Source organism: Sphingobium sp. TomTYG65, from assembly GCF_055395525.1.
Map to the genome: position 1 here is coordinate 951,893 of NZ_AP027331.1, position 26,986 is coordinate 978,878.

The following is a 26,986-nucleotide window of genomic DNA, read 5'->3' on the forward strand; positions in this document are numbered from 1 at the left end:
TTATTCCGGCCTTTCGCCCATCAGCATCCGCACCAGCGGCTGCATCTTTTCGTCGAACTTGGCCAACGTCGCGCGGTTGCCTGCGGTTTCGAAATGGGTGACGAGGCCCGCGCCGGTCCAGCGGTGGAGGGCGTAGGCGGGGGCGTCGGCTATGATCATGGGGCGGTCATCGGGTGCCTCCGCATCCATCGGCCGCAGGTCCAGGGCGAGTTGCGGCGCGGTTGAGGAGCAGATGGCGACGGTCGTGCCCTTCCACGGGGCGGTGATGGTGCGGTGGAGGTGGCCGCAGATGAGGGCGGCGATGTTGGGGCGGCCCTCTATCGTTGCGGCGAAGCGCTGGACCCAGGGTTCGTCCGGATGCGTGTTCATCCAGTCGATGCCCACTTCCACCGGCGGGTGATGCATGACGATGAGGGTGGGGATGTCCGCATCCTCATCGAGCCGGGCGGTCAACCAGGCGGCGCGGGCGTCACAGAAAGCGCCGCCGTGGCGGCCCGGTTCCAGCGTATCGAGGATGATGATGCGGTGGCCCTGTAGCGGGACGACATAATGGACGAAGCCGCCGTCCTGCGGGACATGCGGGAAGATCGCTGCAAAGTTGGCGCGGTCGTCATGATTGCCCATGGCGTGCCAAACGGGGAAGGGGCACTGGCTGAAGGCGTCCGCCAGCGCCCTGTAGCTTTCAAGGTCGCCATGGTCGGTGAGGTCGCCGGTTGCCAGCAGCAGGTCCGGCCGGTTGGGCCCGTCGATCAGCGCGCGCAGCACCTGGTCTAGCCGCTCGCGGTTCAGTTCGGCCGGATTGCCGGGATCAAAGCCGAGATGAATGTCCGTGACCTGCGCGATCAGCATGGTCTTCGTTCCCCCCTCAACTGTCGCCGCCAATGCTGCGCGGCCTGTCCGCCTGCTCTCTTCTGACGGCACTGTTGGCGGGCGTCCATGGAGCGCCTTCGCCGACATGATAGCTGTGGCACATGGCGCAGCTGGACGGCACGTCCGCCTTCGACTTCTCGCCGCCATGGCAGGTGCGGCAGCTGTCGATGCCGGGCAGCAGCAGCTGGCGCGCGTCGTGGGATTTCGGCGCAGCGTGACAGCTTTCGCACGTCTCCGTGCTGTGCGCCTTATGGTCGAACCATCCCTTCATCATGTAGCGCATGGGTTGATGGACCGGCGTCACCTGCCAGCTGCCATTGTTGGTGATGATGTGGCAATCGTAACAGGCGCCGCCCTTTGAAAACACGGCGCGGATGGCGTCGTCCGCGCGGGAGGGGCGGGCGGCGGCTGCCCCGAAATAGGCGTGATAGACGCGCCCTTGCGCATAGTCGCCGGGGCGGCGGCGGGTCATGCCGCCGAGCGCCAAAGGCTGAGCGGGGGCGGTGGACCGGTAATAAGCGCGCAGGTCGGCGATCACCTGTTCGGGCTGGCCGTGGCGCAGCGTGCGCACGGTGCCGCCGATCGTTTCAAAGGCCAGGCTGTGGCAGGATTGGCAGTCGCGCTCCATATCGACCGGCAGGAAGCGCACGCCGTCAGCGGTCGGGCGGTGACAATCCTTGCAGGCGAGTGCATCGCCATAGCCGCCCAGCGTGCGCGCCATGCGAGCGACGCCGCCGGTCTTCGACAGGTGGATATCGTGCGGGAATTTAAGGCCGCTGTCGTCCATCGGCCTTGCGTCGAGCGAGGCGCGGGTGAAGCTGGGATGCTGGCCCGGATTATATTGGACGAGCGCCGTGAATTGCGGGTGGGCGGTGCCGAAGTCGCTGGCGTTCGCGAGCTTCGTGTCCTTCAGGCGATCCTTCAGGCTGCCATGGCAATCGGTGCAGAAAGCCTGAGGCGTTGGCTGCATGGGGCCAGCGCCTTCATGTTCGCGGTGACAATCGACGCAGGCGCCCTCAGGCAGCTTGCCGAAGGTCAAGGCGACGAGGTTGAGGAATTGGCCGCCGATGCCCGGCTCCGCGCGCGCCATGCCGATGCGGGCGGCAGGGGCATGGTCATGGACGGACTTGTGACAGGTCTGACAGGCGGAATCGCGGACGGAAACGAACGCCTTCTGATGGCAGGTCTCGCATTTGCCTTCCAGCGCGTGGTGCGCCTGGCTCAAGGGGCCTGACGACCATGCGCCGTCGCCCTTCACGCTGTAGATGTTGCGCGTGTCGTCGGCGGGGCGGGTGGCGTAGCTGTAGATCGGAACGGCGAGGAAGCCGATCAGGATGGCGAGGACAAGGCTCCAGGCGGTCAGGCGCTTGGGTGGGGCAAGCCGCGACAGGGAGAAGACGCGGGCCTCCTCCTTTTCTTCCGACGCTTCCGATACGGCATCGACGCGGCGGATGGTAAGGACGGTTGCGCCGTCCTCTTGGCTGACCGTGATGCGATGGCCGCCGAAGCGCAATTCCGCGCCCTTGGCGGTGTCGATCTCGCCGCTGCGGGTGGTGCGGCCCTCTATCTCGAAGCCGAGCGTGCCGGTCGCGCGGACGCGGATGGTGCGCCCATCGATCTGTTCAATGCGTGCGTGATCGGGCTCCAGCGCCAGATCGGGCAGGTGGATGTCGTTGGTCGATGCGCGGCCGAGCGAGAGCTGGGGCTTGGCGAGCGTCGCGCTGCGGACGATCTCGCGTCCGTCTGCGGTAAGGCTGATCTGGCGGACTATGAAGCTCATTGCGCTCACCAGTAGAAGAAGACGCTGACGATGTGCGCGGTGAGCGCGGCGAGCAGGGCGAATGTGGCCGGGACATGGACGTAGAGCCATATCTCCAGCAGCGCCTTCAGCTTCAGGTGGCGGCGCAGGCGGGCGAGCATCGCCTGCTTGCGTTCAAGCAGCGCGTCGATCTTTTCCAGTGGCGAATTGCCGGTATCCGGATGATCGCCGGTCCAATGCCGCAAGCTCGCCTGCGCGGCGGCGGTGGCACAGCGGGGATAGCGGCCGGAAAGGCGCGCGATCAGGCTGCCACCGAAAGGATCGTCTTCAAGGGACAGGCGGACGAGGGCGGCCTGATCGTGCGGGAGCGGCTGAGCTGTGTCATGCAGCTGCCGATCGATGGCGCGGATCGCTTCGAGCATCTGCACCTGCGTCATTTCCGCGCGGTTGTTGCTGAGTGCGGTGGGGAGCGCCGCATAGACGGTGATGCCGAAAATCCCTGAAAGGATCACCAGCATCATCAGCACATAGGCGAGGGTGTGGACGTTCCAGCCCAACTGGAATCCGGTATGCAGCGTGCCGATGACGATGAGGCTGAGGCCGAGGTAAACATGCGCGCTGGTCCACGCCTTCAGCGACCAGCGGCCGCGCGTCATGGCGCGCTTGCGCAGGCCGAGCAGGGTGAGCCAGACGATCAGGCCGACGCCGATCGTGCCCATGGTATAGCCATACCAGCTGCCGCCATTATGATGCGGCGTGATATCGATCATCAGATAGCTGGCGATGGCGAGGATGCAGATCAGCGTCGCGATCTTCAGCCAGCGGAAATTGGCGTGGCGCAGGAAGCCGTCATGCAGGGTTTCGCCCTTGGCGCGGCGCGGTTGGGAGGACGCGCGGGTCGCCATCAATTCGCTTGCCCATCGAGGCGGGCGACGGTCAGGAAATCTTCCGGCGACACGCGGATGGCCGCGCCAGTGGGGCAGGCGCGCACGCAGGCGGGGCCGCCGTCAATGCCGGAGCACATGTCGCATTTGATCGCCTTTTTGGGCTTTTCGACGCCCGGCTCGGCATGTTTGTAGCGCCACTTCTTGGACGGTTCGCCGGGTCCGGGGCCCGCGCCGAAGAACATCCAGCTCAAGAGGCCCGGTTTCTTGGGCGGCACGCTGTCCATGCGGATCACGCCATAGGGGCAGTTGCGCTGGCAATTGCCGCAGCCGATGCACGTCTCGTCGATGAAGACTTCGCCGTCCGGGCCGCGATGGATGGCGTTGGGCGGGCAGTCGGCCATGCAATGCGGATGCTCGCAATGGCGGCAGCTGGTCGGCACATGCAGGTGCGCGTAGGTGCGCCCGGCTTCCCGGTCGAGGCGGGACAGGCCCTCATGACTATCCGCGCACGCCTTTTCGCAATTGTCGCAGCCGACGCACAGATGCTCGTCGATGAGGAGGACGTCGGTCGCTTCGCCAATGCCGTTATCGACCAGGAATTTGGCCGTCTCGCTATACATGTCGACGACGGTGGAGAAGCTGTCCTTGCGGCTTTCGATGAAGGCGTTGACGTCCTGCCGCGCGGCCATGTCCCTGCGGGCACGCTCCAGCAAAGCGGGCTTGGCGGCCATCAGCCGAGCGAAGGCATCGCCGTTGAGCTTGATGACTTCGGACTTGACCGTCGCCTTCACCGTGGCGGTGCGCGGCCCGCCCGCGATCAGCGCCATTTCGCCGACATAGGACCCAGCGGGAAGGTAGGAGAGGAAGACGTTCTTGCCGCCGATCTTCTTCTCCACGATCATGGAGCCCACGCGGATCACATAGATGTCGTTGCCCAACTCGCCTTCGGTCAGGATCGCCTCGCCCGCCTTCACCGTCTGGATTTCGGCGCTGTCGAGGACTTCGGCCAAGTCGGCAGGCGTCAGCCCCGCACCGAACATCTGGAGCAACTGCCGCTCGGTCGAGATGCGGGTGATGGCGCGCTTGGCGGGCGGGTTGGAAGACATGAGCTTCAGCGCCGCCGTCCGCGACACCTCCACCATGACCGAGTCCGTGCCTGCGCGCACGGTCGAGCCGCGGCGGCGGCCGGAAATCAGGCCGACTTCGCCGAAGATCGATCCCGCCTCGATCGGCACGTTGGTTCCGGGAGCGACCTCTACCAGCGCCTGCCCCCCCGCAATGCCGAAAAGCGATGAGCCGGGGTCATGCTTTTCGAAGATCACTTCGCCAGCGCGGTAGGCACGGACTTCGCTGTCGAGCATGAATTCGCGCATCTGAAGCGGCGACAAGCCCTTGAGGATGGAGACGTTGGTGCGCAGGAACTCCAGCCATTCCGCGACCGAACGCTTTTCCGGCAACGCCGCGAATTTGGCGGCGAGAATAGGTTCGTCGGCCGGCTTCAGGTCGCGATTGCCGTTGATATATTCAACAACGTCATAGCCCTGGTTCATGCAGTGCTTGATCAGCGGATAGCCCGCCAGCGCACCGATGACGAAGATGCCGGGCGCGGTGCTTTCGAACACCGGCGACAGCTTCGGGAAGGCGAGCCGGTCATTGCTCGTGAACTCGATCCCGCAGTTTTCGACGAAGCCGCGCGGCGGGGCTGACCCCATGCGGGCGATGATGCGGTCGCACTTCAGCTTCACCTCGCCATCGCGGCTGTCGAGCGTGATGAAGCCCGGCTCGATCTTCGCCGTGGTGCTTTCGGTCATGATGGTGAGGCGACCCGCTTCGGCGGCCGCCATCAGCCCCTTGACGTTGGCGGGCTTGGCGCTGGCGAATTCGGTGGAGCGGTTGAGGATGGTGACGACATTGCCCTGCGCCTCGTCGGCGGCGAGGCCCATGGCGTTCTCGATCCCCGCGTCCCCGGTGCCCACGACGAAGATATGTTCGTCATTATATTCCGCCGGGTCGTCCAGCTGATATTGGACATGGGGCAGCTCCGCGCCCGGCACGCGCATCAGATTGGGATTGCCCTGCGTGCCGATCGCCATGATGACGGCGTCCGCGATGATTTCGCGGCCGTCGCTGAGCGTGAGCCGGTAGGGCGGGGCGAGGCGCTGTATTTCCTTGGTATCCGTGGTGCCGTCGCGCTTGCGCTCCACGATCTTCTGCACGCTGCCGGGGATCGGATCGCCGGTGCCGGTGATCGCCTTCACCTCGGCATTATAGGCGACGTTTATGCCTTGGGCTGCAGCCTGCTCGTTCCAGCGGCCAAGGATCGCTTCGCGCTTGCCAGCGTCGAAATCGAAATCGGAACGCAGCACGAGCTGACTGGGCGTCGCCATCACATGCTTGCCCTTCTGATATTTGAAAATCGTGTCGGACAGATGGTCCGTCTTTTCGATCAGAAGATGGGGGATGCCCAGCTGCGCCGCGCGCGCGGCCGCGCTCATCCCCGCCGGTCCCGACCCGACGATCGCGATACGCACGCGGTCAGTCACTTATGTCCCCCCTCTTGCGAGATCACCCGCAGCCCCGGCCATGCCCCTGCCGGTTTATGATGCGCGGATCAAGTCTTTGGGCACTCTATCAATTCCGTCGCGTCACGCTAGAGAGCAGTTGGTGATTATCGGGGGTGTTTAAGGTGGCGAAGCTGAGCGTGGGACGCATGGCTCTGATCGGGGCGGCCGGGCTGGCGATCGTGTCGGTCGGCTATAATGTCTGGCGCGACCGGCCGCAGGAAAAGGAAAGTGCCGCTTCCGCGCCCTTCGCTGCGGCGGGGCAGCAGCCATCCGATCCTGAAAGCGTCATCCGGGGCTTGCAGGATCGGGTGGGCGCCAATCCCAATGACGCCGAAGGCTGGCAGATGCTCGGCTGGGCCTATTTCGAAAACGGCCGCCACGCTGATGCCGCGCGCGCCTATCGCCGGGCGGTGAAGCTCGCTACCGACAATGCGACCTTCTGGTCCTCGCTCGGCGAAGCGGTGGTGATGGCGAGCGAACATGACCCCATGCCGAAGGAAGCGGCCGAGGCCTTCGACAAGGCGATCAAGCTCGATCCAAAGGAACCGCGCGCCCGCTATTTCCTGGCCGTGCGCAAGGACCTGGCGAAGGATCATGAAGGCGCGATCCGCGACTGGCTGGCGCTGTTGGCCGACACGCCGCCCGGCGCGCCGTGGGAAGCGGACCTGCGGCGGACCATCGAGCAGGTGGGCAAGATCAATGGCATCGACGTGAGCAAGCGGCTGGCGGCGGTGAAGCCCACCGCGCCGCATCCCGATATGGGATCGATCGCCACGGCCGCGATCCCCGGCCCCAGCCGCGAACAGATGCAGGCTGCGGCGCAGCTTCCCAAGGGGCAGCAGGACGCGATGATTGAAACCATGGTGTCGGGGCTGGAGGCCAAGCTGAAGGCGAACCCGACCAATGTCGATGGATGGATCATGCTGATGCGCAGCCGCATGACGCTGGGCGAAACTGCGAAGGCGCAGGCGGCGTTCGAGGCAGCGCGGAAGGCCAATCCGGCGCAGGCCGGCAGGTTGCGGGATGAGGCGCGGCTGCTGGCGGTGCCGGGGGTCTAGGAGGGCGCGTAACGCCCCAATTTTATGCTCGTCACCCCGGATTTGATCCGGGGTCCCGCTTCTCTTCCTCCTCGGCGTTCAAGTTGAGCGGGACCCCGGGTCGGGTCCGGGGTGACGGATGGAGGATGGATAAGGCCGCATAGGAAGGCGGAACACTCGCCCCCTTCACCCGTTGCCCTTCTGAAATGACAGCCGACCCCGCGATTTTCGACCCGCCGCCGGACTCCGTGGCCTTCTACACCGAAAGCCTCCAGCATCTGGTGGAATCCGGCATCCCCTTCATGCTTTCGGGCACCTATGCTCTGGGCTGCCATACCGGCATCGTGCGGCCGACCAAGGACCTGGACGTCTTCTGCAAGGCGGGCGACGCGCCGCGCATCCTCGCCTACTTCAAGCATCTGGGGCATGAGGTGGAGTTCGAGGACGAGCGCTGGATCGGCAAGGTCTGGAAGGACAAGAACTTCTTCGACGTCATCTACAACATATCCTCCGCCAGCCTGCCGGTGACGGAGGAATGGTTCCGCGAAGAAGATCATGCCCAAGTCTATGGCATCAACGTCCGCATCACGCCGCCGACAGAATTCATCCTGTCGAAGATCTTCATCCAGGACCGCTATCGCTATGACGGCGCGGATGTCGTGCATGTGATCTTGCGCCAGCATGATCGCATCAACTGGCAATGGCTGCTGGACGCAATGGAACTGCACTGGGAACTGCTGCTGATCCATCTGCTCAATTTCCGCTTCATCTATCCAACCGAACGTCATTGCATTCCGCTGTGGCTGTTCGAGGAATTGCTTGGCCGCTTGCAGACGCGGGCCGAGCTGCCGGTGCCCAATATCCGCGTCTGCCGGGGGCGGCTGCTGTCCCCGCGCGACTATCTGATCGACATCACCGAATGGGGCTTCGCCGATGTGGTCGGCAAGGGCCTTGAGGAGAGCCATGACCGCAACAAATGAACCCGCGCGGCATGACGGGCTGACGCTCGCCGCGATCGGCGACCTGCATGTCACCGACATGTCCGAACATCGCTATCGCGCCATGTTCGAAGAGATATCGCAGAAGGCCGATGTGCTGGCGCTGTGCGGCGACCTCACCAATTTCGGCAAGACGCGCGAGGCGGAGATATTGGCCGAGGATTTGCGCGCCTGCACCATTCCCACCGTCGCGGTGCTGGGCAATCATGACTATGAATGTGGCCAGCCCGAAGAGGTCGCGCGCATTCTGCACGGCGCGGGCGTCACCGTGCTGGACGACCAAGCGGTGGAGATAAAGGGCGTCGGCTTTGCCGGGGTGAAGGGCTTTGTCGGCGGTTTCGGCCGGGGCGAATTGGGCGCGTTCGGCGAGGCGGGGATCAAGCATTTCGTCGAGGAGGCGATCAACGAAGCCCGCAAGCTGGAAAATGCGTTGCGCTCGCTGCGGACCGACCGCTGCGTCGCGGTGCTCCACTACGCCCCGGTCGCCGACACGGTCCAGGGCGAGCCGATGGAGATCTATCCCTTTCTAGGGTCGTCCCGTCTGGCCGAAGCGATTGACCGCTTCGACAATGTGCGTTTTGCCGTGCACGGCCACGCCCATCGCGGCGCGTTCGAGGGCCGCACCCCACGCGGCGTGCCCGTCTATAATTGCGCGCAGTTCGTGGTGTCGGAGAAGTTCGACCGCCCCTATGCCCTGATCGCGGTTTGAGACTGGATTGCTCTGGGTGATCCGTTCGCTCGATATGAACGGTCAGGCCCCAAGCTAGACGCAAGCCCCACTTGACCCACTGGTAGCTTTAGTCGCTCGCAATCTCAACCAATATGATAGAGAGACGATGAAGGTCCACAGGATAGATCTTCATCATGCTAAACCAGTTCACCCTCCCACAGCCGCGCCCCTTCATTTTGACCGTTCCGGGCCTGATGAACAGCGGGCCGGGCCATTGGCAGACCATATGGGAAGCCGAGCTTCCCAATTGCCGCCGCGCCGAACTGGGCAGCTGGAACCGCCCGCATCGCAATAGCTGGGTCAGCAACCTCAATGATGCCATCGCGCGGGTGAACGGCCCGCTTATCCTGGCGGCGCATAGCCTGGGATGCCATGCGGTCGCCTGGTGGGCCGCGCTGGAATGCAGCGAATGGAGCGACAAGATCGCAGGTGCGCTGCTGGTCGCACCGCCGGAGGTGGATGGCGGCAGCATCGATTCCCGGCTGCTGGGCTTTGCACCCTCGCCCAAGGCGCTGCTGCCCTTCCCCTCGATCGTCGTGGCGAGCCGGGACGATCCCTATATCCGGTTCGAGCGGGCGCGGCAGCTTGCCCGATTTTGGGGCAGTCGTTTCGCCGATGCCGGGCAGGTGGGGCACATCAACGCCGATTCCGGCCTTGGCGAATGGCAGTTCGGCCAGTTCCTGCTCTCCCGTTTTAACCGCAAGGGCGCTGCGGAGGATCAATCGAGCCCGTGGGGCAGCGGTTTGCAGGAGTTGAACAGGCTAGGGCCGGAGGCGCAGTTCAACGCTTGAACATCGTAAGATACATGTATATCACCATACTTCATGGTAAAAACATATGTATCTTCACGGCGGCTGCCCGCTGCGTGCCTCGCCCTCTGCTGGAGCGGAACGGGCTGGGCGGCCTCTGACGGTTCCGCGTTCAAATTGAGCGGCAGCGTTCGCCTGCGCTATGAAACGATCGATGGGCAAGCGCGCGCCGGATTCGACGCCGAAGATTCGCTGGCGAACATTCGCACGCAATTGCTGGCGGAATATCAGGATAATGGCTGGCGGCTCGGTGCGGAACTGTTCGACAGCCGGGTATGGGGCGAAGACCCCGGCACGCCGATCTCGACTAATGAGGTGAATGCGCTGGAACTGGTCCAGGCTTATGTGGCGCGCGAATGGAAGGACCGGTTTGGCAAGGGCAGCAGCCTGGGCGTCACGCTCGGCCGGATGACGTTGAACCTCGGTTCGCGGCGGCTGGTGGCGGCGGATGATTATCGCAACACGACCAACGGCTACACCGGCATCCGCACCGACCTGACAGCGGCGAAGGGCTGGAAGGCGACCTTCATCTACACCCTGCCGCAGATGCGCCGACCCGACGATGCGGAGGGCGTGCGCGATCAAAAGGTCCGGCTCGACAAGGAAAGCTTCGACCTGGTGCTGTGGGGCGGGCTGGTCAGCAAAGCGAAGCTGATCGGCCCCGCCATGCTGGAGGCCAGCTATTTCCATCTGGGCGAGCGCGACATGCCGGGCCGCCCGACGCGGGACCGCTCGCTCGATACGCTGGGCGGGCGGATCATGGCCGACCCCGCGCCCGGCAAGTTCGACTATGAGGTCGAAGCCTTCTACCAGTGGGGTAGCGTCAGCGCCTCTCTGTCGCCGACCGCCCCACGTCAGGACGTCAGCGCCAGCTTCGTCCATGCCGATGCGGGTTACACCCTGTCCGACAAGTGGAAGACGCGCCTGTCCGTCGAGTTCGACCGCGCGAGCGGCGACCGGCCCGGCGGCAGCTATGGCCGGTTCGACACGCTGTTCGGTATGCGCCGCGCGGACTTTGCGCCCGCCGGTCTCTACAACGCCATCACCCGCGCCAACATCGTGACGCCGGGCGTCCGGGTGGAGGCTACGCCCGACAAGCGGCTGGACTGGTTCCTCTCTTACCGCGCCATGTGGCTGGACTCCGCGACGGACAGCTTCGCGACCACGGGCGTGCGCGACGCGACCGGGCGGTCCGGGAAATTCGCCGGGCATCAGGTCGAAGGGCGGATACGCTATTGGCTGATCCCGGCGCGGCTGCGTTTCGAATATGACGGGCTGCTGCTCGCCAAGGGCCGGTTCCTGCGTGACGCGCCGAACGCACCAGCGCGTAAATGGACGCGCTATTCCTCCTTCAATCTGACGGCCAGCTTCTGATCCCGCCAATCTGGTGACGATTTTCGCTTGATCGGCCGGCTGAATCGGCCGGTCACACCGTTCCGGTTCCAGTTCGGCGCAAATCGCAACGACATTGCTCTAGGCCAAAGGCTTCGAACGCCATCTTCTGGCGGCGCAGGGCGGCATTGGGGCAGATGATTTTCGATAGGGCCATGGCGGGGCTGAAGGGACTTGCGGCGGCAGGGTTGCTCGCGGCTTCGCTTCCCGTTGCGGCGCAGGTGGCCGGGCCTGGCGAGGGGGCGTCGGCTCCGGTGATCGATCGCGAGCGGCCGGATCGGGTCGCGCCCAGCATCGCGCCCGCCACCGCCGCGCCTTCCGCCGCGCCCGCCCCTGTCGTGGGGCCGGTGGCGGAGCCCGCCGCTGGCGTCAAACTGGCGCGGGTCCATTATATGGGTGCGTCCCTCCTCGCCGCCCTGCTCGACCGGGCGGTTGCGCCTTTGATCGGGCGGCCGTTGACGCGTGAGACTTTGCAGGCGGTCGCGAAGGCGGTGGGCGATGCCTATGCCCGCAGCGACATCGCCTTCTACGCCGTGTCCATCCCCGCGCAGGTTCCGGCGGGCGGCCAGTTGATCGTTCGCGTCCTCGAAGGCCGGGTGAGCGCTTATCAACTGGCGGGACTGTCCCTCAGCATGCCGGTCAAGCTGATCGAAGCGCAGATGCAGCGGGTGAAGCGCGACACGCCGTTGCGCAAGTCCGTGCTGCAACGGGCGCTTGGCCTGCTGCGCGACATTCCAGGGCAGAGCGTCGAAGCGCGCGTCCGGCAAAGCGGCGGCGAGGGCGAACTGATCCTCGATCTCATCATCAAGCGCAAGCAGGTGCAGATCGGCCTGTTGATCGACAATAGCGGTGTCAGCAATGTGATCGACGGGGTGCAGGCGCAACTGTCCGTGACCGCGAACGGCCTGCTGCGCGAAGGCGACAGCACGCGGGTCGCAGGCTATCTCCCCTTCTACCCCGACCGCTATCAATTCTATTCCCTCAGCCACAGTACGCCGATTGGCAGCAACGGGACGACGCTGACCGCCAATATCGCCCATATGGAAAGCCGCGTCCGTGACCGTCCGATCGAGGGTGAGGCGACACTGGCGGGGCTGACGGTCAGCCACGCGCTGATCCGGACCAATCGCAGCAATGTGACCGTCAACGCCTCGCTCGACGGCATCGACAGCAGCAATTATTTCCTCGACGTGCGCTTCGGCGATTATCGGTCGCGCGCGGTCCGGCTGGGCGCATCGTGGTCGCAATCCGACGCGCGATCGGGCCATGCGCTGTCCGCCGTTATCAGCCAGGGCGTCGGCATCCTGGGCGCGCGAGCCTTTACCGGCTTCTCGGAAAAACAATTCACCAAGGTCAACGCACAGGCCGTGGCCGTGCGCAGCCTTTCGAAAACGCTGTCGCTCAAGCTCACCGCGAAGGCGCAATATTCGGCGGACAAGCTGCCGGTGACGGAGCGGTTCGCATTGGGTGGCCGGGGCGCGGGCATGGCGTTCCGCGTCGGCACGCGCACGGCGGAACAGGCGCTGGCGGGCGGCGCAGAATTCAGCTGGACGCCCGCGCGCGCCCCGCCTCTGCAGAAGGCCGCGCTGTTCGCCTATGTCGATGGCGCGGTGGCGCATGAGGTCGCCCGGCCATTTTTCAGCCTGCCCGCCCGGGATTTCTCGCTCGCTTCCGCTGGCGGCGGCGTGCGCATCGGCATCGGCGCGAAATGGCGCGCCAGCGCGGAGCTAGCCGTGCCGGTCAAGCGCATCGAGAGCGGAGATTCCCGCAAGGCGCGCTTCTTCTTCGGGATCGGGCGGGCCTTCTGACCGCTATTTTGCGTGTACGCAAAGGACATCAGCCATGAACAATGTGTGGGAGGTCTGGCCGTCCGCGCTGACGGCCGCCGAATGTGACGCGATCATCAAGCGCGCGGATTTCTACGCCGATCAATCAGCGACGGTCGGTTTTGAAGAAAGCAGCCGCAGCGACGCCGCCTATCGATCCTCCACCATCCGCTGGTTCGATCCCCTGCGCGAAAAGGACATCGTCCAGCGCATCATGCAATTTGTCGAAGCGTCGAATCGCACCAATTTCGGCGTCGATATCGTCGCGCCCTATGAGGTGCAGTTCACCGAATATCATGGGACGCAGCAGGACAAATATGACTGGCATCAGGATGTGTGGCTGGAATCCTCCCGTCCCTTCGACCGCAAGCTGTCGGTCGTCGTGCAACTGTCCGACCCCGACGACTATGAAGGTGGCGCGTTCGAATTCTTCTGCGTCCAGCAACCCGGCGCGACCTTCGCTCCCCGGGGTAGCATGCTGATCTTCCCGTCCTTCCTGCAGCATCGCGTGCTGCCCGTGACGAAGGGGCTGCGACGCAGCCTGGTCACCTGGGTGGAAGGTCCCCGCTGGCGCTAAGCCCCCCCCCCCACCACTGTCATGCTGAACTTGTTTCAGCATGACGGCTGCGGCATGAGCAGCATTTTGCGACAAACGTAACCGTTCTGGAGCAACCTACTGAGGATTGCTTTCCCAGAGAGACCATGAGCGTGGGCGGACTTTTCCGGCATCATGGCTGGAAATCCCGAGAATTTCCTGCCCCAATGCCGCCTTTGCTTACTCCCACATGCCCTTTGCGAACGGCCCTGCCGCCCCGAACAGCTTACTCTCGCTACTCTCACCAGATCGGTGATTTCAAAACGCGCCAGAAGGATTTCCCATGCTTAGCCTTGTGTCGTTGCGAGTTGATCGCAGTGAAACAGGGAGGTTCTTCAATGTCCTTAGTCGGACCAATGCGGTCTGGTCGGCGTGTGCTGTGGTGCGCCACGGCGATCCCGCTCTTTCTCTTGAGCGCTTGCGCGGATGGCGTGGGCTTCGACATCGGCGCGGGTGGCGGGCAGACGCCGTCCGGCCCCTCAGGTCCCTCAGGTCCAACCGGCCCCTCAGGTCCAACCGGGCCGACAAGCCCGAGCGGCCCCACCGGCCCTAGTGGTCCGACCGGCCCAGGTGGCCCAAATGGCCCGACGGGACCCGGCGGTCCGACTGGCCCAGCTGGCCCCACCGGTCCAGGAGGTCCCACCGGTCCCGGCGGCCCCACAGGTCCCGGCGGTCCTACGGGTCCTGGCGGCCCGACCGGCCCGACTGGCCCGACTGGCCCAACGGGTCCCACCGGCCCAACGGGTCCCACCGGCCCAACCGGTCCCGGCGGCCCAACGGGACCCGGCACCACCACCACAGGTTCGCTCATCGGCATTTCCGTAGGTGATCAGGTGGTGACCGGGCCAACAGGACCCGGCTCACTCGTCGGCGTCAATGTCCTGCCGGGCTCGACCCCCGCGACGGGCAGCGTCGCCACCGTCGATCTGCTGACCGGCGACGGCACAGTGGCGCAAGTCGCTCTGCCGACCACCCCGGAAGCCGTGCAGCAGGGTCTGGCCCCGGTCGGCACCCTTGCCGGGACGCTGCTGGGCGAGCAGGCGGGCAACGCGGTGACGCAGCTGACCGACGGCCTTGCGCCCACGGTCACGACGGTTACCTCCACCGTCAATCAGGTGACGGGGCCGTTGCTGGGCACGGTAAACGGGGCGCTTGCCCCCGTCACAGGCCCGCTGCTGGGCAGCGATGGCGCGCTCGCCCCCGTTACCGGGCTGGTCGAAACCGTTGCGGGCGGCCTCACCGGCGCGCTCGATGGCGGCAGCGGTGCGCCCGGCTCCTTGCTCGGCGGCCCCTTGGTTGGAGCCAATGTCGGCGGCGAAGCCGTAACCGGCCCTTCCACGAGCGGCACGCTGGTCGGCGTCAATCTCCTGCCGTCCGCCACCTCGCCGGCTGAAGGGCAGCTACTGACCGCCGACGTGCTGACGCAGGGGACGATCGTTGACGTCGCCGTGCCGACAACGCCCGCGGGTGTCGAGGCGGGCCTCGCCCCGGTCGGCAACCTTGTCGGCGGCCTGCTGGGCAATGAGGCAGGTGCGGCGGTCGATCAGGTCGTGACCGGCGTCGCGCCAGTGGTCGCAACCGTTACTTCGACAGTCGATAGCGTCGTGTCGCCGGTACTCGACGCCGTGAACGGGCTGGCTCCCGCCCTTCCGACCGGCGGCGGCAGCGGCGGAGAGTCGCCGCTGGCTCCTGTCACTGGCCTGCTCGGCGGCGTCCTTGCTCCGGCGACGGGCGGCGACAGCCCGACAGCGCCCGTCACCGGCCTGCTGGGGGGCCTGTTAGGGCGCTGAGCCACCCTAAGCGGAGGGAGAGGAGGCGGCAGGCCCGCCGCCTCCTCAAACTCACCCACCTGGCACTTTGAAGCTGATTTACGGGAAGGAGATGGCTTTGTCGAAAACCCATCAGACCGAGCATCTGCTGGTCATCCGGCTCAACAATTTTCTGGCGATAGAGACGACCTTCGGCGCAGAGGCCGCCACTGGAGCCATGGAGCATCTGCGCCGCTCCGCCGAACGGCATCTCGGCCGTATCGACGTGCGCCGCGTCGATCGTGATGAGATCGAACTGCTGGCGCGCTATCCGCTGATGCAATGCCTGCCGGTCGAAACGCTTGTCGACACGCTCTGCGCCGCGCTGGCAGCCGAACCGTTCCGGTATCAGGATCACGATATCTTGCTGTCGGTGTCGGCCGGCCATGCCTTTGCCGGAGGACCGCTTGGCCGCGTCCAGGAAAATGAGGCGCGGCTTCGCCTCGCCGCCTCCACTCTCGCCGCCGGCCAGATCGCCGGGCGATCGCAGGACAGCACAGCCCTCTATCGCAAGGACATGGCGGAGGCGGCGGCGCTGCTCAAATGGGCGCGCCGCGGCGCGACCTTCTTCACCTGGCGGCCGGTGTCCCGGCCCGGCGATAATGGAACCATTCTCTATTATGAGGCGGTGCTGCGGCGCGTCGGCCATATGGGCGAGCAGATCGACTGCGCCGATGCCTATGCCGCGCTGGAGCGGCTGAACCTCGCCCATCTGATTGACCGGCGGCTCGTCTGCGACGTGCTGCGCGAACTGGAAAGCGATTCCACCGCCTGCCTATCCGTCGCGATTTCAGCGCAAAGCCTGTCGCTCAACCTGCATGGCGAAGGGGTGGGTTGGACCGACCTCATGGACCGGCTGAAGCGCGACCCTCGTCTCGCGCGGCGGCTGGTGATCGAGATCAGCGACAATAGCGGCATGCCTTGCTTCCGCGATGCCCTCGCCTTCGTCCGCGCGCTGAGGAGCCTGGGCGTGCGCATTTCGGTCGCGCGCTTCGGGTCTGGCCACGCGTCGATCGGTCAGCTGATGGCGCTGTCCCCCGATGTGGTGAAGCTCGACGGTCCCTTCCTGCACACCGCCTATGAATCGGAACGCAACCGACTGCGCGTCGGCCATCTGCTGGGGCTCGCCCGCACGATGAGCCCGACCGTGATCGTCGATGGCGTGGAATCGCCCTGGCACCTGCACCTTGCCGCAGAGGAAGGGGCGGAGTGGGTCGCCGGATCGCATCTTGGCCGCCCCAGCCTCCGGCGCGGGTGGCTGAACGCGGACTATGGCGACAGCGTCGCATCGCTCGCCGCCTTCAACGGCGCGCTGCATCAGCCGCCATCGGGCGGCGCTCATTCCTTTTCCCGCTAGGCGGCGCAAGGCCGCTTTGCGTGCACGCAAAAAGCAAAAGGGGCATATGACCTTGTTCAAACTTCATTCGGATTTGCGGTGCGCGGCGATCACAGCCGTCGCGGCCTTGCTCACAATGGCGCAGCCCGCATCGGCCGCATCTTATGGGCCCTATGCCAGCACGCCGGGCGAAGCGTCACTGGCGCAATCGCTCGACAGCGCACCACCCAGCGCCGACCGCGCCGCAATGCTGGCGAGCATCGACGCGCTGCCCGACGCAGCCGCACGCGCCGATGCGCTGGGCCAGCTGACGCCGCGCAGCTATGCCCTGCTCCCGCGCCTCGCCATCCAGTCCATGGACGCCGCCGACCGGGAGATCCGCCACTATCTGGCCGAACGGCGCAGCATCGCGATCGATGCACCCGCCGACGCGCCGGTCTCCGGCGATCGCACCATCCACATGATGCTGACCGGCGGGGTCAAGCAGGCGCGCTATAATGCCGGGTTTGACCGGCCGGAGGCGCGATCCGACAGCCGCTCGCTGCGCTTCGCCATCGATGTGAGCCCGATCCCCGACCTGATCGTCGGCGCGACCCTGGGCATTGACGGGATCGACGCCCGGCTCGACCCGGCGCAGCGGCCCCGCATCACCCTCTTCAACAGCCAGATCGGCCCCTATGCCAGCTTCCACAAAGGCCGTTTCTATGTCGATGCGACGGCCGCCTATAATTTCGCGGAATATAAGCTGCGGCGGCAGGTCGGCTGGACCGGCTTTTCCGATCGCTTGCGGGCAGCGGCCGACGGCGACGGCTGGGCCGCGTCGGGCGAGGCGGGCGCGATGCTGCGCGCGGGGGCGGTGCGAGTGCAGCCCTTCGCCGGGCTGCAATCTCGTCATGCCGATGTGGGCGGCTTGCGTGAAGGCGGCGGAGCGGCGGCGATCGAGGTCGCGGGCTATCGCACCCGGCTGATGCGCGGAACGTTGGGCGCGCGCGCTTCAACCAATGTGACGGCCGGCGCCTGGACCCTCCGCCCGACGATCGAGGCGCAATGGCAGCGGGAATTGCGCAAGCGGCCCGATAGCCGGATCGAGGCGCGCTTCGTGGCGGGCGACCTCCCCATCTTCTCGCTGCGGCCCGAACGTCTGGATCGCGACGCCGCGCTGGTGAGCGCCAGCATAACCGCGACCCACAGCAGCCGCACCTCCGTGCGTCTTGGCTATGGCGGCGAATTTTCCAGCGACCGCCGGGCCCACGCCGCCACGCTCTCGCTCAGCAGGCGCTTCTGACGCGCGCAGTTCCACCAAAACGGACCCAATCGCGGAGGCGAAAGATGCGATCTGGCGCTAATGGCATGGGCGGCAATGGAGGAAGGGCGAAGATGGCGGGCTTGATCCGGGACATATTGGCGACCTTGTCTCGGGACGGCGCGCCCGCTCGTCCCATCCTCGCCGAGCAGGAGGCGCTCAGCCGATTGGAAGAGCGGCTGACCAGCTTCGCCCAGACCGCGACGGATAGCCGTGCGCCGATGCTGATCCGGCCCGACGACTGCACGGTATGGGACGGCAATCCACGCGATCAGCCGGGCTTGAACCCGGATAGCTGCCGTTCGCTGATCGAATCCATCGCGGCGGAAGGGGGCAATCGCATCCCCGTGCTGGTGCGGTTCAATGCCGATGGTTCGGAACAGCCCTATCAATTACTGGTGGGCAGCAGGCGGCGCTTCGCCATCGACTGGCTTAATCATAATGGTCGCCCCGAACTGCGGCTCAACGCGCTGGTGGTCGATCTGTCCGATGAGGAAGCCTTTCGCCTCGCCGATATCGAAAATCGCGAGCGGGCCGACATCTGCGAACTGGATCGTGCGCGCAGCTATCAGCAGGCGGTGGACCGTTTTTACGGCGGGGTGCAATCGCGCATGGCCCAAGCCCTGGGACTGTCGAACAGCCAGCTCAGCCGCTTGCTCGCTCTCGCGCAATTGCCGCAGGAGGTGATCGGCGCCTTCGCCACCAAGGAGGAATTGAAGGTCCGCTATTCCGAACTGCTGACCCCGCTGCTGCGCCGCACCGAGCAGCGCGCCGACCTGATCGCCGAGGCGCGCCGTATCGGGGAAGAGCAGCAGGCGAGGGCGGCTGGAAAGGGGCAGATGCTGCCGTCCGCGACGGTGCTGTCCCGCCTGCGCGAAGCCGCCGCCCGGCGGCCGCGCGCCGCGACCGACATAGAAATTCTCGCCGGTGGGGAGCGCATTGGCCGGGCGCGCCCGGCGAAGGGCAGCATCATGCTCGACGTCAATATAGCGAGCGACGCTGATCTTGACGCCTTGTTCGCCACCTTGCGCGAAACCATATTGGCCGCGCGCGCAATGGCGTGAACGGATGTGCCCGGTTTTTGCGTACGCGCAACGCCTGCTTCCGCCAGTGTGGAACCCGGCGTTGCAATGCGCAGTGTTAAGCGGCCGTTCAAGCTGATTGGCGATAAGTAACTTGCACCGGCTGGTGGCTTTGCGTAAAATGTTGCCCATCAGTTATCACGGTCGGGCTGGACGCCATATGGTGGCATATGGCGGGATCGGCCCCTTTCTGCTATGCAGGCACCGAGTGAGAGGATCGGAATAATGGCCAAATCGTCGGACTATCGTCTGGGAGAATTTGAGTTTCCCCGTGGCTGGTTCATGGTGGGCGAGAGCGCGGAAGCGACGAATGTGCCCAAGGCGATGCGCTATCTGGGCCAGGACATGGTGATGTACCGTGGCGAGAGCGGCAAGGTCTATGTGACGGAAGCCTATTGCCCGCACATGGGCGCGCATCTGGCGAAGAACACGACGAGCTATATCGTGCGCGACGGCGAGCAGATCGAGGGCGATTCGATCCGCTGCCCCTTCCATGGCTGGCAGTTCGGGCCGGACGGCGCGTGCAAGAACATCCCCTATTCCGACTTCGTGCCCAAGGCGGCGAAGCTCAAGACCTTCCCGGTGGTGGAACGCGCAGGGACGGTCTGGATCTGGCATGATCCCGAGGGCCTGGAACCCAATTTCGACCTGCCTGACTTTGGCGGCCATTATGATGCGCCGGGCTGGGTCAACTGGAAGATCGACTATATGGGCGATCTCGACATCCACCCGATCGAGGTCGTGGACAATATGGCCGACTTTGGCCATTTCGTGCCGATCCATGGGGCGAAGGACTTTGTCTATTTCGCCAATGAGTTCAAGGACCACATCGTCCACCAATATTATGCCGCCGGGCACCGTACGCTGGTGACCAACCCGGATGACGTGCTGACGCTCGACACCTGGTACACCGGCCCGTCCATCCTGCAGTCGGAGATGGAGGGGACGTTCAACAGCTTCATCCTCATCACCCACACGCCGATCGAGGATGGCAAGATCCGCGTCTGGCATGGCCTGATGGTGCAGGTGAATGACGGTAGCGCGCCCGTCACCGATGACCTGCGCGAAGCAGCGCTGCAATATCAGGAAGGCAGCCGCCTCGCCTTCGCCCAGGACGTGGAGATCTGGCAGAACAAGAAGGCCTGCCTCAACCCGCTCGTGATCCCGAGCGATGGCCCCTATGGCAAGGTTCGCACCTGGTACAAGCAATTCTACAACCCCCGCGACAAGACCCCCGACCTGCACAAGCGCACCAACGGCCTGCATGTGACGCTCGACAAGCGTAACTCCACACAGGCTGCCTGAGCGCCGGGTGAGGGCCGCTGCTCCGGCGGCGGTCCAGCGGAATTCGTGACAAGATGCCGTGCATGACGGCCGGAGGAGGAGAGATAAGATGGCGACTTTAGCAGCAGAAGCACAGGATTGCGTCCGGTCGATGGGGCATGTCGCCCTCTTCTATCCCACTGCCGAAGACGGCCCGGCCGCGGCCAAGCTGCTGAAGCTGCTCGGCTTTGTCGAAACGCAGATGCTGCCCTTCCCCAATGGCAATTTCTATCGCTTCGTCGTACATAACCAGCATAGCGGCCGTGGCGACGGCATCTTCTATGTGTCGGCCCTTCCTCCCGCACAGGCGGCGGTGAACAAGGCAGCCCGTGAAGCGCTGGGCTATGGCACGGATAACGAGCATGAGGCGGTCAAGGCCCTGCGCGATGCCGTGAAGGCTGACCCGGAATATACCTTCCATGTCGGCACGCTGGTCGATTCCCTCGAAGTAGTCGAGAAAATGACGCTCGACCTCATCGAAGCGAACAAGAATGACCCCGACCTCAAGGGCCGCCTGAACGTCACGGTGAACCGCCCGCGCCTGGGCAATGCCGAAATCGACGCACGGCTCGACGCCTCGCCCGCATTCGGCGACGTCAAGCGCTACGCCTATGGCCGCAACGGCCTGCAGCTGTTCGTGGAAACCGACCTGCTGTCGAGCGGTCAGATCGGCGACACGCTGATCCTGGAATTCGACTATGTCTGGCCGGGCTATGACAGCCACATCCTGTCGGTGGTCGAACTCTGATCTGTTAAGTGGAGCAGGAGGAAAGGCCATCCCAGCGAAAGCTGGGATCTCCTGCCTCTACGCCGCGCTCACCCGCCTTCAGACCCCCAGCGTCCGCTGGGGTGACGGAGAACCGCGCCGCTACTCCACCATGATCAACGTCAGATTATCCCGCCCGCCGGCCTCCAGTGCCGCCGCCATGATCGCGTTCATCACCTCGCACGGCTGCCCGCGCATATAGGCGGCGATCTGCCCGTCGCTCAGTTCCGTGGTGATCCCGTCGGAGCAGAGCAGGAAGCGGTCGCCACGGCCAAGATCGACTGAGCACAGTTCGACCTCCACCGCATCATCCACGCCCAACGCGCGGGTGATGACATTGGCCTGCGGATGGCGCGCCGCCTGCTCGGCATTGAGCGCCCCCGCATCCAGCAGCTGCTGCACCAGACTATGGTCGTGCGTCAGCCGCTCCAGTTCATCATCGCGAAACCGATAGACGCGGCTGTCCCCCGCCCAGAAGATATGGGCCCGTCCTTCGTCCAGCCACAGCCCCGCGACCGTGCAGCCGCCACGCTGTCCCCGGTCCCGCATATGCGCCCGGATTCCACTGTTGACGGTCTGCAGCGCCCCGCCGATCGCGCCAAGGTCGATCGGCGTAGTGGCGTCGCACAGGGCCGCCAGCGCCCGGACCGTCATGGTCGCGGCGACATCGCCCGCATCATGCCCGCCCATGCCGTCCGCGATCGCCCAAAGGCCCTGTTCGGGCGCATCGAGATAGCGGTCTTCATTCAGCAGCCGGACCTTGCCCACATGCGTGCGGGCCACCGAATGACGCGGCTCCCCCACGCGGCCGGGCGTGGCAGCGCGCAGGGCGCTCATTGCGCGTCCCCTTCCTGCCGCGCGCTGGTTTCGCCATAAGCCGCGACGAAGGCGTCGTTCAACGTCCCCGCCTCGCCCTCCAGTTCCGCCGCCAGCGCCGCATGCCGCCTGCACGCTTCATCCCAGCAGACCGCCGCCTTGCCCTTCAGCAGCGAAGCTTGTCCCTGCGTCGCCGTGGCGATGGCGGCCGGATCGAAGCTGGCGACGGCCGCGCCAAGGCTCTTCTGAAAGCCGTGGAATGTCGCCACCAGATGCTTCTTGATATCGCGGAAGGAGGCGTTGAGCGCATCCGGCCCCGACAGGAAGCTGCCCTCGCTGGCCAGCAGCAGGTCGATCGCAAGCCGCTGGGTAGGGGCCCATTTGAACGGATTATTGTCCGCGCTGGTGATGACCGTCTGCGCGAGCTGATATTGCCCGCGCACCCGGTCGCGCTCCGCCAGCAGGTCGCCTACGCCCAGCACCATCTGGCGATAGACCGCGCCCGCGCGGCGCAGGATCTCCGCCGGATCTTCCGCGCTGAACTGCGCCGCCTCTATCCCCGCCCCTTCGCAAAAGGCGTCGAACATCGTCCCCGCCGTGATCGGCGGCAGGCTGGGGGCATCGGTCCAGTCGCTCGGCACATCGATGCGGTGGCCAAGCGGGGGCGTCATCAGCAATGTGCCATTTTCCGCAACGCTGCCCGCCGTCGCCTGCGGCGCATGATCGGCCGCCAGGCGGTAACGGCCGAGCAGGATGGATTGGGGCGGCGCGATCGGAATATCCTCGCCGATCGGCAAGCGTTCCTCGGTGGCCGCATCGAACACGCCGTTCGCGCCGGTGCAATGGAGCAGCAATTGCCCGTTTTCGACCCGCATGGTGAGGTGCGCCCGCGAAATCTCCCGGTCCGGGTCGATCATCACCCAATCGGAAGCCGGGTCGCGCCCGACCGTCAGCACGCCTTCCGCCAGGAAGCGGGCGTCGACCGGAGTGAGCGCATCATCCTTGTTGAACAGGCGGAAGATATACATCAGGCCACCTTCTTCTGCGACTTTGCCGCCGCATCGGCAGCCGTCATCGGCTCGATCCGTGTCATCAGCATCGCGCGCTCCGCATCGGCCAGCGCGGTCGCCACATTGTCGTGCCGGTCGGCGAGAGAAGCCACCATACGGTTCATGGAATCGAACAGGCCGCCAATCTCGTCCTTGCGCCGGTGCGATATGCGGAAGGACAGATTGCCCGCCGTCACATCGTCCAGTGCACGCCGCAGGCGGCGAAGCGGGCGGCTCCAGATGCGCACCGCGGCGGTGCTGCAAATGGCGAGCACCAGCGTCACGAAGATCGCGAAACCGGCGAGCAGCAGGGTGGCGGTGCGCTGCGCCGCGTCCAGCGATCCGCGCTCGATGATGACATCCACCTTGCCGAACGGAACGCCGGCATAACGGACCGGCTGCACGAAGCGGAAACCGCTCCGCGTCTGCGTGACGGCCGGCTCGACGGCGTTATAGCGCTTGCCCAGCAGGCGGGGGTTGCTGGACGCGCGGATGATGTTGCGTTCATCCGCAATGACCAGATTGCGCAGCCTGGGGTCGCTCGCCGCTGCGACGGCGAAAGCCTGCAGCGGGGCCCAATCCTGTTCGGCGGCCGGACGCCCGGCATTTTCCGCGACATGCAGCGCCGCGTTGCGCGCGACGAATGACGCGATCGAGGAGCCGGAGGTCAGCGCCATGTCCTGCATGACCGCCTTTTCCCGCTGCACGACGAAATCGACGCCGGTGCCAAGGGCCAGCAGCGTCGATACCCCCAGCAGCAGCGGCATGCGATACCGCTGGATCACGCCTTCCTGCTGCTGGTCCAGTTCGCCCGTCGCCGCGTCAAATTCGCGGCGCAGCGCCTGCGCCACCTGCGCAGCGTCGGCGAAGCGCTGGTCCGGCTTCTTGGCCAGCAGCTTGCCGATCAGGAAGCGCAGCCCCTTGGGGCAGTCGGGCACATGGCGCGCAATTTCCAGCGGCTGTTCCTGGGCGATCTGGATGGCGAGCGTGGCAAGCCCGGTGCCGGTAAAAGCGATCTTCCCCGTCACCATTTCATAGAGGACGACGCCCAGCGAGAACAGGTCGGAACGCCCATCGACCGGCAGGCCCAGCGCCTGTTCCGGGCTCATATAACGCGGCGTGCCCAGCACTGCGCCCACCTGCGTCCGCGAAGCATGGCGCTGCGACGCGGCGGCATCGCGTGCGTCGATGCGGGCGATGCCGAAGTCGAGCAGCTTGGCCGTCCTGCCATTGTCGCAGATCAGGATGTTGGACGGCTTGATGTCGCGATGAACCACCCCCTGCGCATGGGCATAGGCGAGCGCGCTGGCGATCTGCGCGCCCAGCATCGCGACCTTGTCCGCCGTCATGCGCCCGTTGGCCGCCAGCAGATCGTCCAGCGGCACGCCATCGACATATTCCATCGCGATATAAGGCGTCCCGTCGGCCTCCCCCACATCATAGATGGTGACGATATTGGCATGGCTCAGCATGCCCGCCGCGCGGGATTCGCTCAGGAAACGGCGCGCCACTTCGCTGTCCGACCGGAATTCGGGCTTCAGCAGCTTGATCGCGATCGGCCGGTCGATGCTCGGGTCATGCGCGCGATGGACATGCGCCATCGCCCCTTCGCCAATCGGTTCGTCGATCCGATATCGTCCGATCCAGCTCATCTCTTCGGGTCCATTCTGGCTGTTCATCGCCGCGCCCTCACCATCGCCTGGAGCCGCTTGGCGCGATCCAGGTCGCGCTGGATCAGCGCATTGCCTGGGTCGAGCCGCAGGGCCTGGCTCAGCAGGCCGACCGCGTTGCCGACCTGCCCCTTGTTAAGCGCGGTGAGCCCGGCCGAGCGCAGCTGTGCGGCGCGGCGGGGATCCGTGGTGCGCGGCGCGGGGGCGGGGCCCGGTGCGCTGGCGGAGGGCGCGGGCTTCGGCGCAGGGGCGGGCGCTGGTTCAGGGCGCGGCCGGGGCGCGGGGGCTGGCGTTTCCTTCGGCCGGACGCCGGGCACGCGGATCGTCTGGCCCGGCTTCAGCGAAGCGGGCACGGCCACCTGATTATAGCGGGCCAGCAGGTAGAATTTCATGCCGTCGCCCAGGAAACGCTGAGCGATGCCCTGCATCGTGTCACCTGCCTCGACGCGGTAGGCGAAGGACTGCGCCCCCAGCGTCGCGACCGGATCGGCGCTGAGGCTGTCGAGCAGCGCGCGCGAACGGGTGTCCGTGGGATCGCGCTTCAGCATCATGTCCAGTTTCTTGCGCGCGGCCTTTTCCTCGCCCTGATTGAGCAGGGAGACGACATCGCCCAGTTCCTGCGCGTTGCTGACCTGCTGCACCATGGCGGGCCGGGGCGCGCTGCCGCCCGGCTTGGACGCGCAACCGGCAAGGCCCACCGCCAGAAGTAAAAGAGCTGGTGCGAAAATCCTCATCCGGCGATCCTTGCGTGCGGGGCTTTTCTGCCGGGAAAGGGCAGGGTGTTGGGGGTGAACAGGTTGGTGATGGCCTGCCCGTCGCGGGCAAAGGCCAGGAAATCAGGTTCGGGCATCGGGCGGGCGAAATGAAATCCCTGGAACAGTTGGCACCCATGACGGCGCAGCCACATCATTTCTTCGGCACGTTCCACGCCCTCGGCCAGGACGCTGATGCCAAGTCCTCGGCCCAGCGCGATGATGGACTGGCAAATCGCCTGGCAATCGCGGCGGCTGTCCACATCGGTCACGAACTCGCGGTCGATCTTCAGCTTGTCGAACGACAGCTTCTTCAAATAGCTGAGGCTGGAATAGCCGGTGCCGAAATCGTCGATGGAAATCGCCACGCCCAGCGCCCGGATGCGTTCGAACAGCAGGGCGGCCGTGCGGGAATCCGCCATGGCGATCGTCTCGGTCAGCTCCAGCTCCAGCAGGCGCGGCGGCAGTCCGTGGCGACTGAGCGTCCGTTCGACCAAAAGGTCAAAGCCGTCGCGTTCCAGCTGATGACCCGATACATTGACCGCGATCCTGACGCTGGGCAGGCCCGTCGCCGACCAGCTGCGCGCCGCGCGGCAGGCGGCGTCCAAAACCCATGTGCCGATCTCGCCAGCTAATCCGGCCGCTTCGGCCAGCGGGATGAACTCGGCGGGGGAAACCAGCCCACGAACCGGATGACGCCAGCGGATCAGGGCTTCCGCGCCGCACACCGATTGGCTGCGTCCGTCGAGAAAGGGCTGGAACCATAATTCGAACTCGCCGCCCGTGATGGCGCGGCGCAAATCCTGCTCCAGCGCAAAGTCGCATCCCGCCGCCTGCGACAGCATCGTTTGCGTTGGCCCCAGCGAACCGCTGTGCCGCGCGGCCAGCGCCGAAAAGGCGCGGGAGAGCAGCTTTTCCGCCGGAGCGGTTTGCGGGTCACACGGCATATGGCCCATCCGGATGACGGGCAGCAGTTCCTCGCCGCCGATCAGCATGCGGTCCTGCAACGCATAGGTGATCGCCTGCAGCGCGGGGGCCGCTTCGCCTTCGGACGCGTCCGCGAACCAGAGCGCGAAATGCGCCCGATCGACATGGGCGGCGATCCGCGTTGTGCCTGCCATGCGGGTGATCCGCTGCGCGATCTCGGCAAGAACCTGATCGGCCTTTTCCGGATCGATGGCGCTCAGCCGGTCGAAATCGGCAAATTCGATGATGCCCAATATGCCGGGGCCTTCGCTCATCGCCTGGACTAGACTTTCGCGCGTGGGCAGGCCCGACACGCCATGGCGTTGCACCAGGCGCTGGGCGATGGAGCGGTTGACCTCGATGAGTTTCAGCACCTGCGCATGAACCGCGCGGCCGATGGGTAAAGCGCCTGGCAAGCCAAGCGATCGCCCGATGCGGATCAGCCAGAAGCTTTGGGCCGCGGCAAGGCAGAGGGCCGCGCCGATCAGCGCCAACGCGCCGGGCAGGATGAGCTTGGGAATGGCCAGCGACAGACCGGCAAGAGCGATGCAAAAGCTGGCTGCCAGCCACCACCATGGCCGGTTTCGCCCTCCCTGCACCTTGCGGTCAATGCCCGGCATGATCACCCTTTCGAGTGCCATGCAGTAG

Annotated in this window: 22 protein-coding genes; 13 read left to right on the top strand and 9 right to left on the bottom strand. The window is 65.5% G+C overall.

Going from position 1 to position 26,986, the window contains the following annotated elements:
* From ACZ5Y5_RS18110 to ACZ5Y5_RS18125, 4 genes are read right to left on the bottom strand one after another with little or no spacing between them, the layout of a single operon-like run.
* The gene (locus ACZ5Y5_RS18110) at nt 1-849 is read right to left on the bottom strand and encodes a phosphodiesterase (protein WP_464810808.1); all 849 of its coding nucleotides are present in this window, start codon (nt 847-849) and stop codon (nt 1-3) included.
* A gap of 16 nt (nt 850-865) precedes the next feature.
* Nucleotides 866-2,650, bottom strand: coding sequence for a cytochrome c3 family protein (locus tag ACZ5Y5_RS18115; protein WP_464810809.1), 1,785 nt, complete (start codon nt 2,648-2,650; stop codon nt 866-868).
* A gap of 5 nt (nt 2,651-2,655) precedes the next feature.
* A complete protein-coding gene (locus ACZ5Y5_RS18120; protein ID WP_464810810.1) occupies nt 2,656-3,534 on the bottom strand; it encodes a hypothetical protein in 879 nt (292 codons plus the stop codon).
* Nucleotides 3,534-6,059, bottom strand: coding sequence for a cyclic nucleotide-binding domain-containing protein (locus tag ACZ5Y5_RS18125; protein WP_464810811.1), 2,526 nt, complete (start codon nt 6,057-6,059; stop codon nt 3,534-3,536). Before ACZ5Y5_RS18125 ends, ACZ5Y5_RS18120 begins: the two co-directional genes overlap by 1 nt.
* A gap of 143 nt (nt 6,060-6,202) precedes the next feature.
* On the opposite strand from ACZ5Y5_RS18125, the gene ACZ5Y5_RS18130 reads away from it, so the two are divergent.
* From ACZ5Y5_RS18130 to ACZ5Y5_RS18190, 13 genes are all read left to right on the top strand, one after another.
* Nucleotides 6,203-7,138 (top strand): tetratricopeptide repeat protein, encoded by a 936-nt coding sequence (locus ACZ5Y5_RS18130; protein ID WP_464810812.1) that lies wholly within the window; start codon nt 6,203-6,205, stop codon nt 7,136-7,138.
* A 185-nt stretch (nt 7,139-7,323) separates the two neighbouring features.
* Nucleotides 7,324-8,097, top strand: a complete 774-nt coding sequence (locus tag ACZ5Y5_RS18135) for a nucleotidyltransferase family protein (protein WP_464810813.1) — start codon at nt 7,324-7,326, stop codon at nt 8,095-8,097.
* The gene (locus ACZ5Y5_RS18140; protein ID WP_464810814.1) at nt 8,081-8,824 is read left to right on the top strand and encodes a metallophosphoesterase family protein; all 744 of its coding nucleotides are present in this window, start codon (nt 8,081-8,083) and stop codon (nt 8,822-8,824) included. Before ACZ5Y5_RS18135 ends, ACZ5Y5_RS18140 begins: the two co-directional genes overlap by 17 nt.
* Before the next feature lie 155 nt (nt 8,825-8,979).
* Nucleotides 8,980-9,636 (top strand): RBBP9/YdeN family alpha/beta hydrolase, encoded by a 657-nt coding sequence (locus tag ACZ5Y5_RS18145; RefSeq protein WP_464810815.1) that lies wholly within the window; start codon nt 8,980-8,982, stop codon nt 9,634-9,636.
* A gap of 33 nt (nt 9,637-9,669) precedes the next feature.
* Complete coding sequence (locus ACZ5Y5_RS18150) at nt 9,670-11,028, top strand: alginate export family protein (protein WP_464810816.1); 1,359 nt, start codon at nt 9,670-9,672, stop codon at nt 11,026-11,028.
* Between the two features lie 173 nt (nt 11,029-11,201).
* Nucleotides 11,202-12,854, top strand: a complete 1,653-nt coding sequence (locus tag ACZ5Y5_RS18155) for a ShlB/FhaC/HecB family hemolysin secretion/activation protein (RefSeq protein WP_464810817.1) — start codon at nt 11,202-11,204, stop codon at nt 12,852-12,854.
* Nucleotides 12,855-12,888: 34 nt separating this feature from the next.
* Nucleotides 12,889-13,449 carry a 2OG-Fe(II) oxygenase gene (locus ACZ5Y5_RS18160; protein ID WP_464810818.1) on the top strand — a complete coding sequence of 187 codons (561 nt, stop codon included), beginning with the start codon at nt 12,889-12,891 and terminating at the stop codon, nt 13,447-13,449.
* An 854-nt stretch (nt 13,450-14,303) separates the two neighbouring features.
* On the top strand, nt 14,304-15,257 hold the full coding sequence (locus tag ACZ5Y5_RS18165) for a hypothetical protein (protein ID WP_464810819.1): 954 nt from the start codon (nt 14,304-14,306) through the stop codon (nt 15,255-15,257).
* A 97-nt stretch (nt 15,258-15,354) separates the two neighbouring features.
* A complete protein-coding gene (locus tag ACZ5Y5_RS18170) occupies nt 15,355-16,632 on the top strand; it encodes an EAL domain-containing protein (protein WP_464810820.1) in 1,278 nt (425 codons plus the stop codon).
* 46 nt (nt 16,633-16,678) lie between these two features.
* Nucleotides 16,679-17,896 carry an autotransporter outer membrane beta-barrel domain-containing protein gene (locus ACZ5Y5_RS18175; RefSeq protein WP_464810821.1) on the top strand — a complete coding sequence of 406 codons (1,218 nt, stop codon included), beginning with the start codon at nt 16,679-16,681 and terminating at the stop codon, nt 17,894-17,896.
* A gap of 92 nt (nt 17,897-17,988) precedes the next feature.
* Complete coding sequence (locus ACZ5Y5_RS18180) at nt 17,989-18,978, top strand: ParB/RepB/Spo0J family partition protein (RefSeq protein ID WP_464810822.1); 990 nt, start codon at nt 17,989-17,991, stop codon at nt 18,976-18,978.
* A 243-nt stretch (nt 18,979-19,221) separates the two neighbouring features.
* Nucleotides 19,222-20,301 (top strand): Rieske 2Fe-2S domain-containing protein, encoded by a 1,080-nt coding sequence (locus ACZ5Y5_RS18185; protein ID WP_464810823.1) that lies wholly within the window; start codon nt 19,222-19,224, stop codon nt 20,299-20,301.
* A gap of 88 nt (nt 20,302-20,389) precedes the next feature.
* Entirely contained in the window at nt 20,390-21,067 is a 678-nt protein-coding gene (locus tag ACZ5Y5_RS18190; RefSeq protein ID WP_464810824.1) for a hypothetical protein, read from the top strand.
* Between the two features lie 120 nt (nt 21,068-21,187).
* Here ACZ5Y5_RS18190 and ACZ5Y5_RS18195 read toward each other — a convergent pair whose 3' ends face one another.
* From ACZ5Y5_RS18195 to ACZ5Y5_RS18215, 5 genes are read right to left on the bottom strand one after another with little or no spacing between them, the layout of a single operon-like run.
* Nucleotides 21,188-21,922 carry a PP2C family protein-serine/threonine phosphatase gene (locus ACZ5Y5_RS18195; RefSeq protein ID WP_464810825.1) on the bottom strand — a complete coding sequence of 245 codons (735 nt, stop codon included), beginning with the start codon at nt 21,920-21,922 and terminating at the stop codon, nt 21,188-21,190.
* Nucleotides 21,919-22,929 (bottom strand): type VI secretion system-associated FHA domain protein, encoded by a 1,011-nt coding sequence (locus ACZ5Y5_RS18200; RefSeq protein WP_464810826.1) that lies wholly within the window; start codon nt 22,927-22,929, stop codon nt 21,919-21,921. Before ACZ5Y5_RS18200 ends, ACZ5Y5_RS18195 begins: the two co-directional genes overlap by 4 nt.
* Complete coding sequence (locus ACZ5Y5_RS18205; RefSeq protein WP_464810827.1) at nt 22,929-24,629, bottom strand: protein kinase domain-containing protein; 1,701 nt, start codon at nt 24,627-24,629, stop codon at nt 22,929-22,931. The genes ACZ5Y5_RS18200 and ACZ5Y5_RS18205 overlap by 1 nt, the downstream gene beginning before the upstream one ends.
* Entirely contained in the window at nt 24,626-25,354 is a 729-nt protein-coding gene (locus ACZ5Y5_RS18210) for a LysM peptidoglycan-binding domain-containing protein (protein WP_464810828.1), read from the bottom strand. The genes ACZ5Y5_RS18205 and ACZ5Y5_RS18210 overlap by 4 nt, the downstream gene beginning before the upstream one ends.
* The gene (locus tag ACZ5Y5_RS18215; RefSeq protein ID WP_464810829.1) at nt 25,351-26,979 is read right to left on the bottom strand and encodes a bifunctional diguanylate cyclase/phosphodiesterase; all 1,629 of its coding nucleotides are present in this window, start codon (nt 26,977-26,979) and stop codon (nt 25,351-25,353) included. The genes ACZ5Y5_RS18210 and ACZ5Y5_RS18215 overlap by 4 nt, the downstream gene beginning before the upstream one ends.
* Nucleotides 26,980-26,986 lie beyond the last annotated feature (7 nt).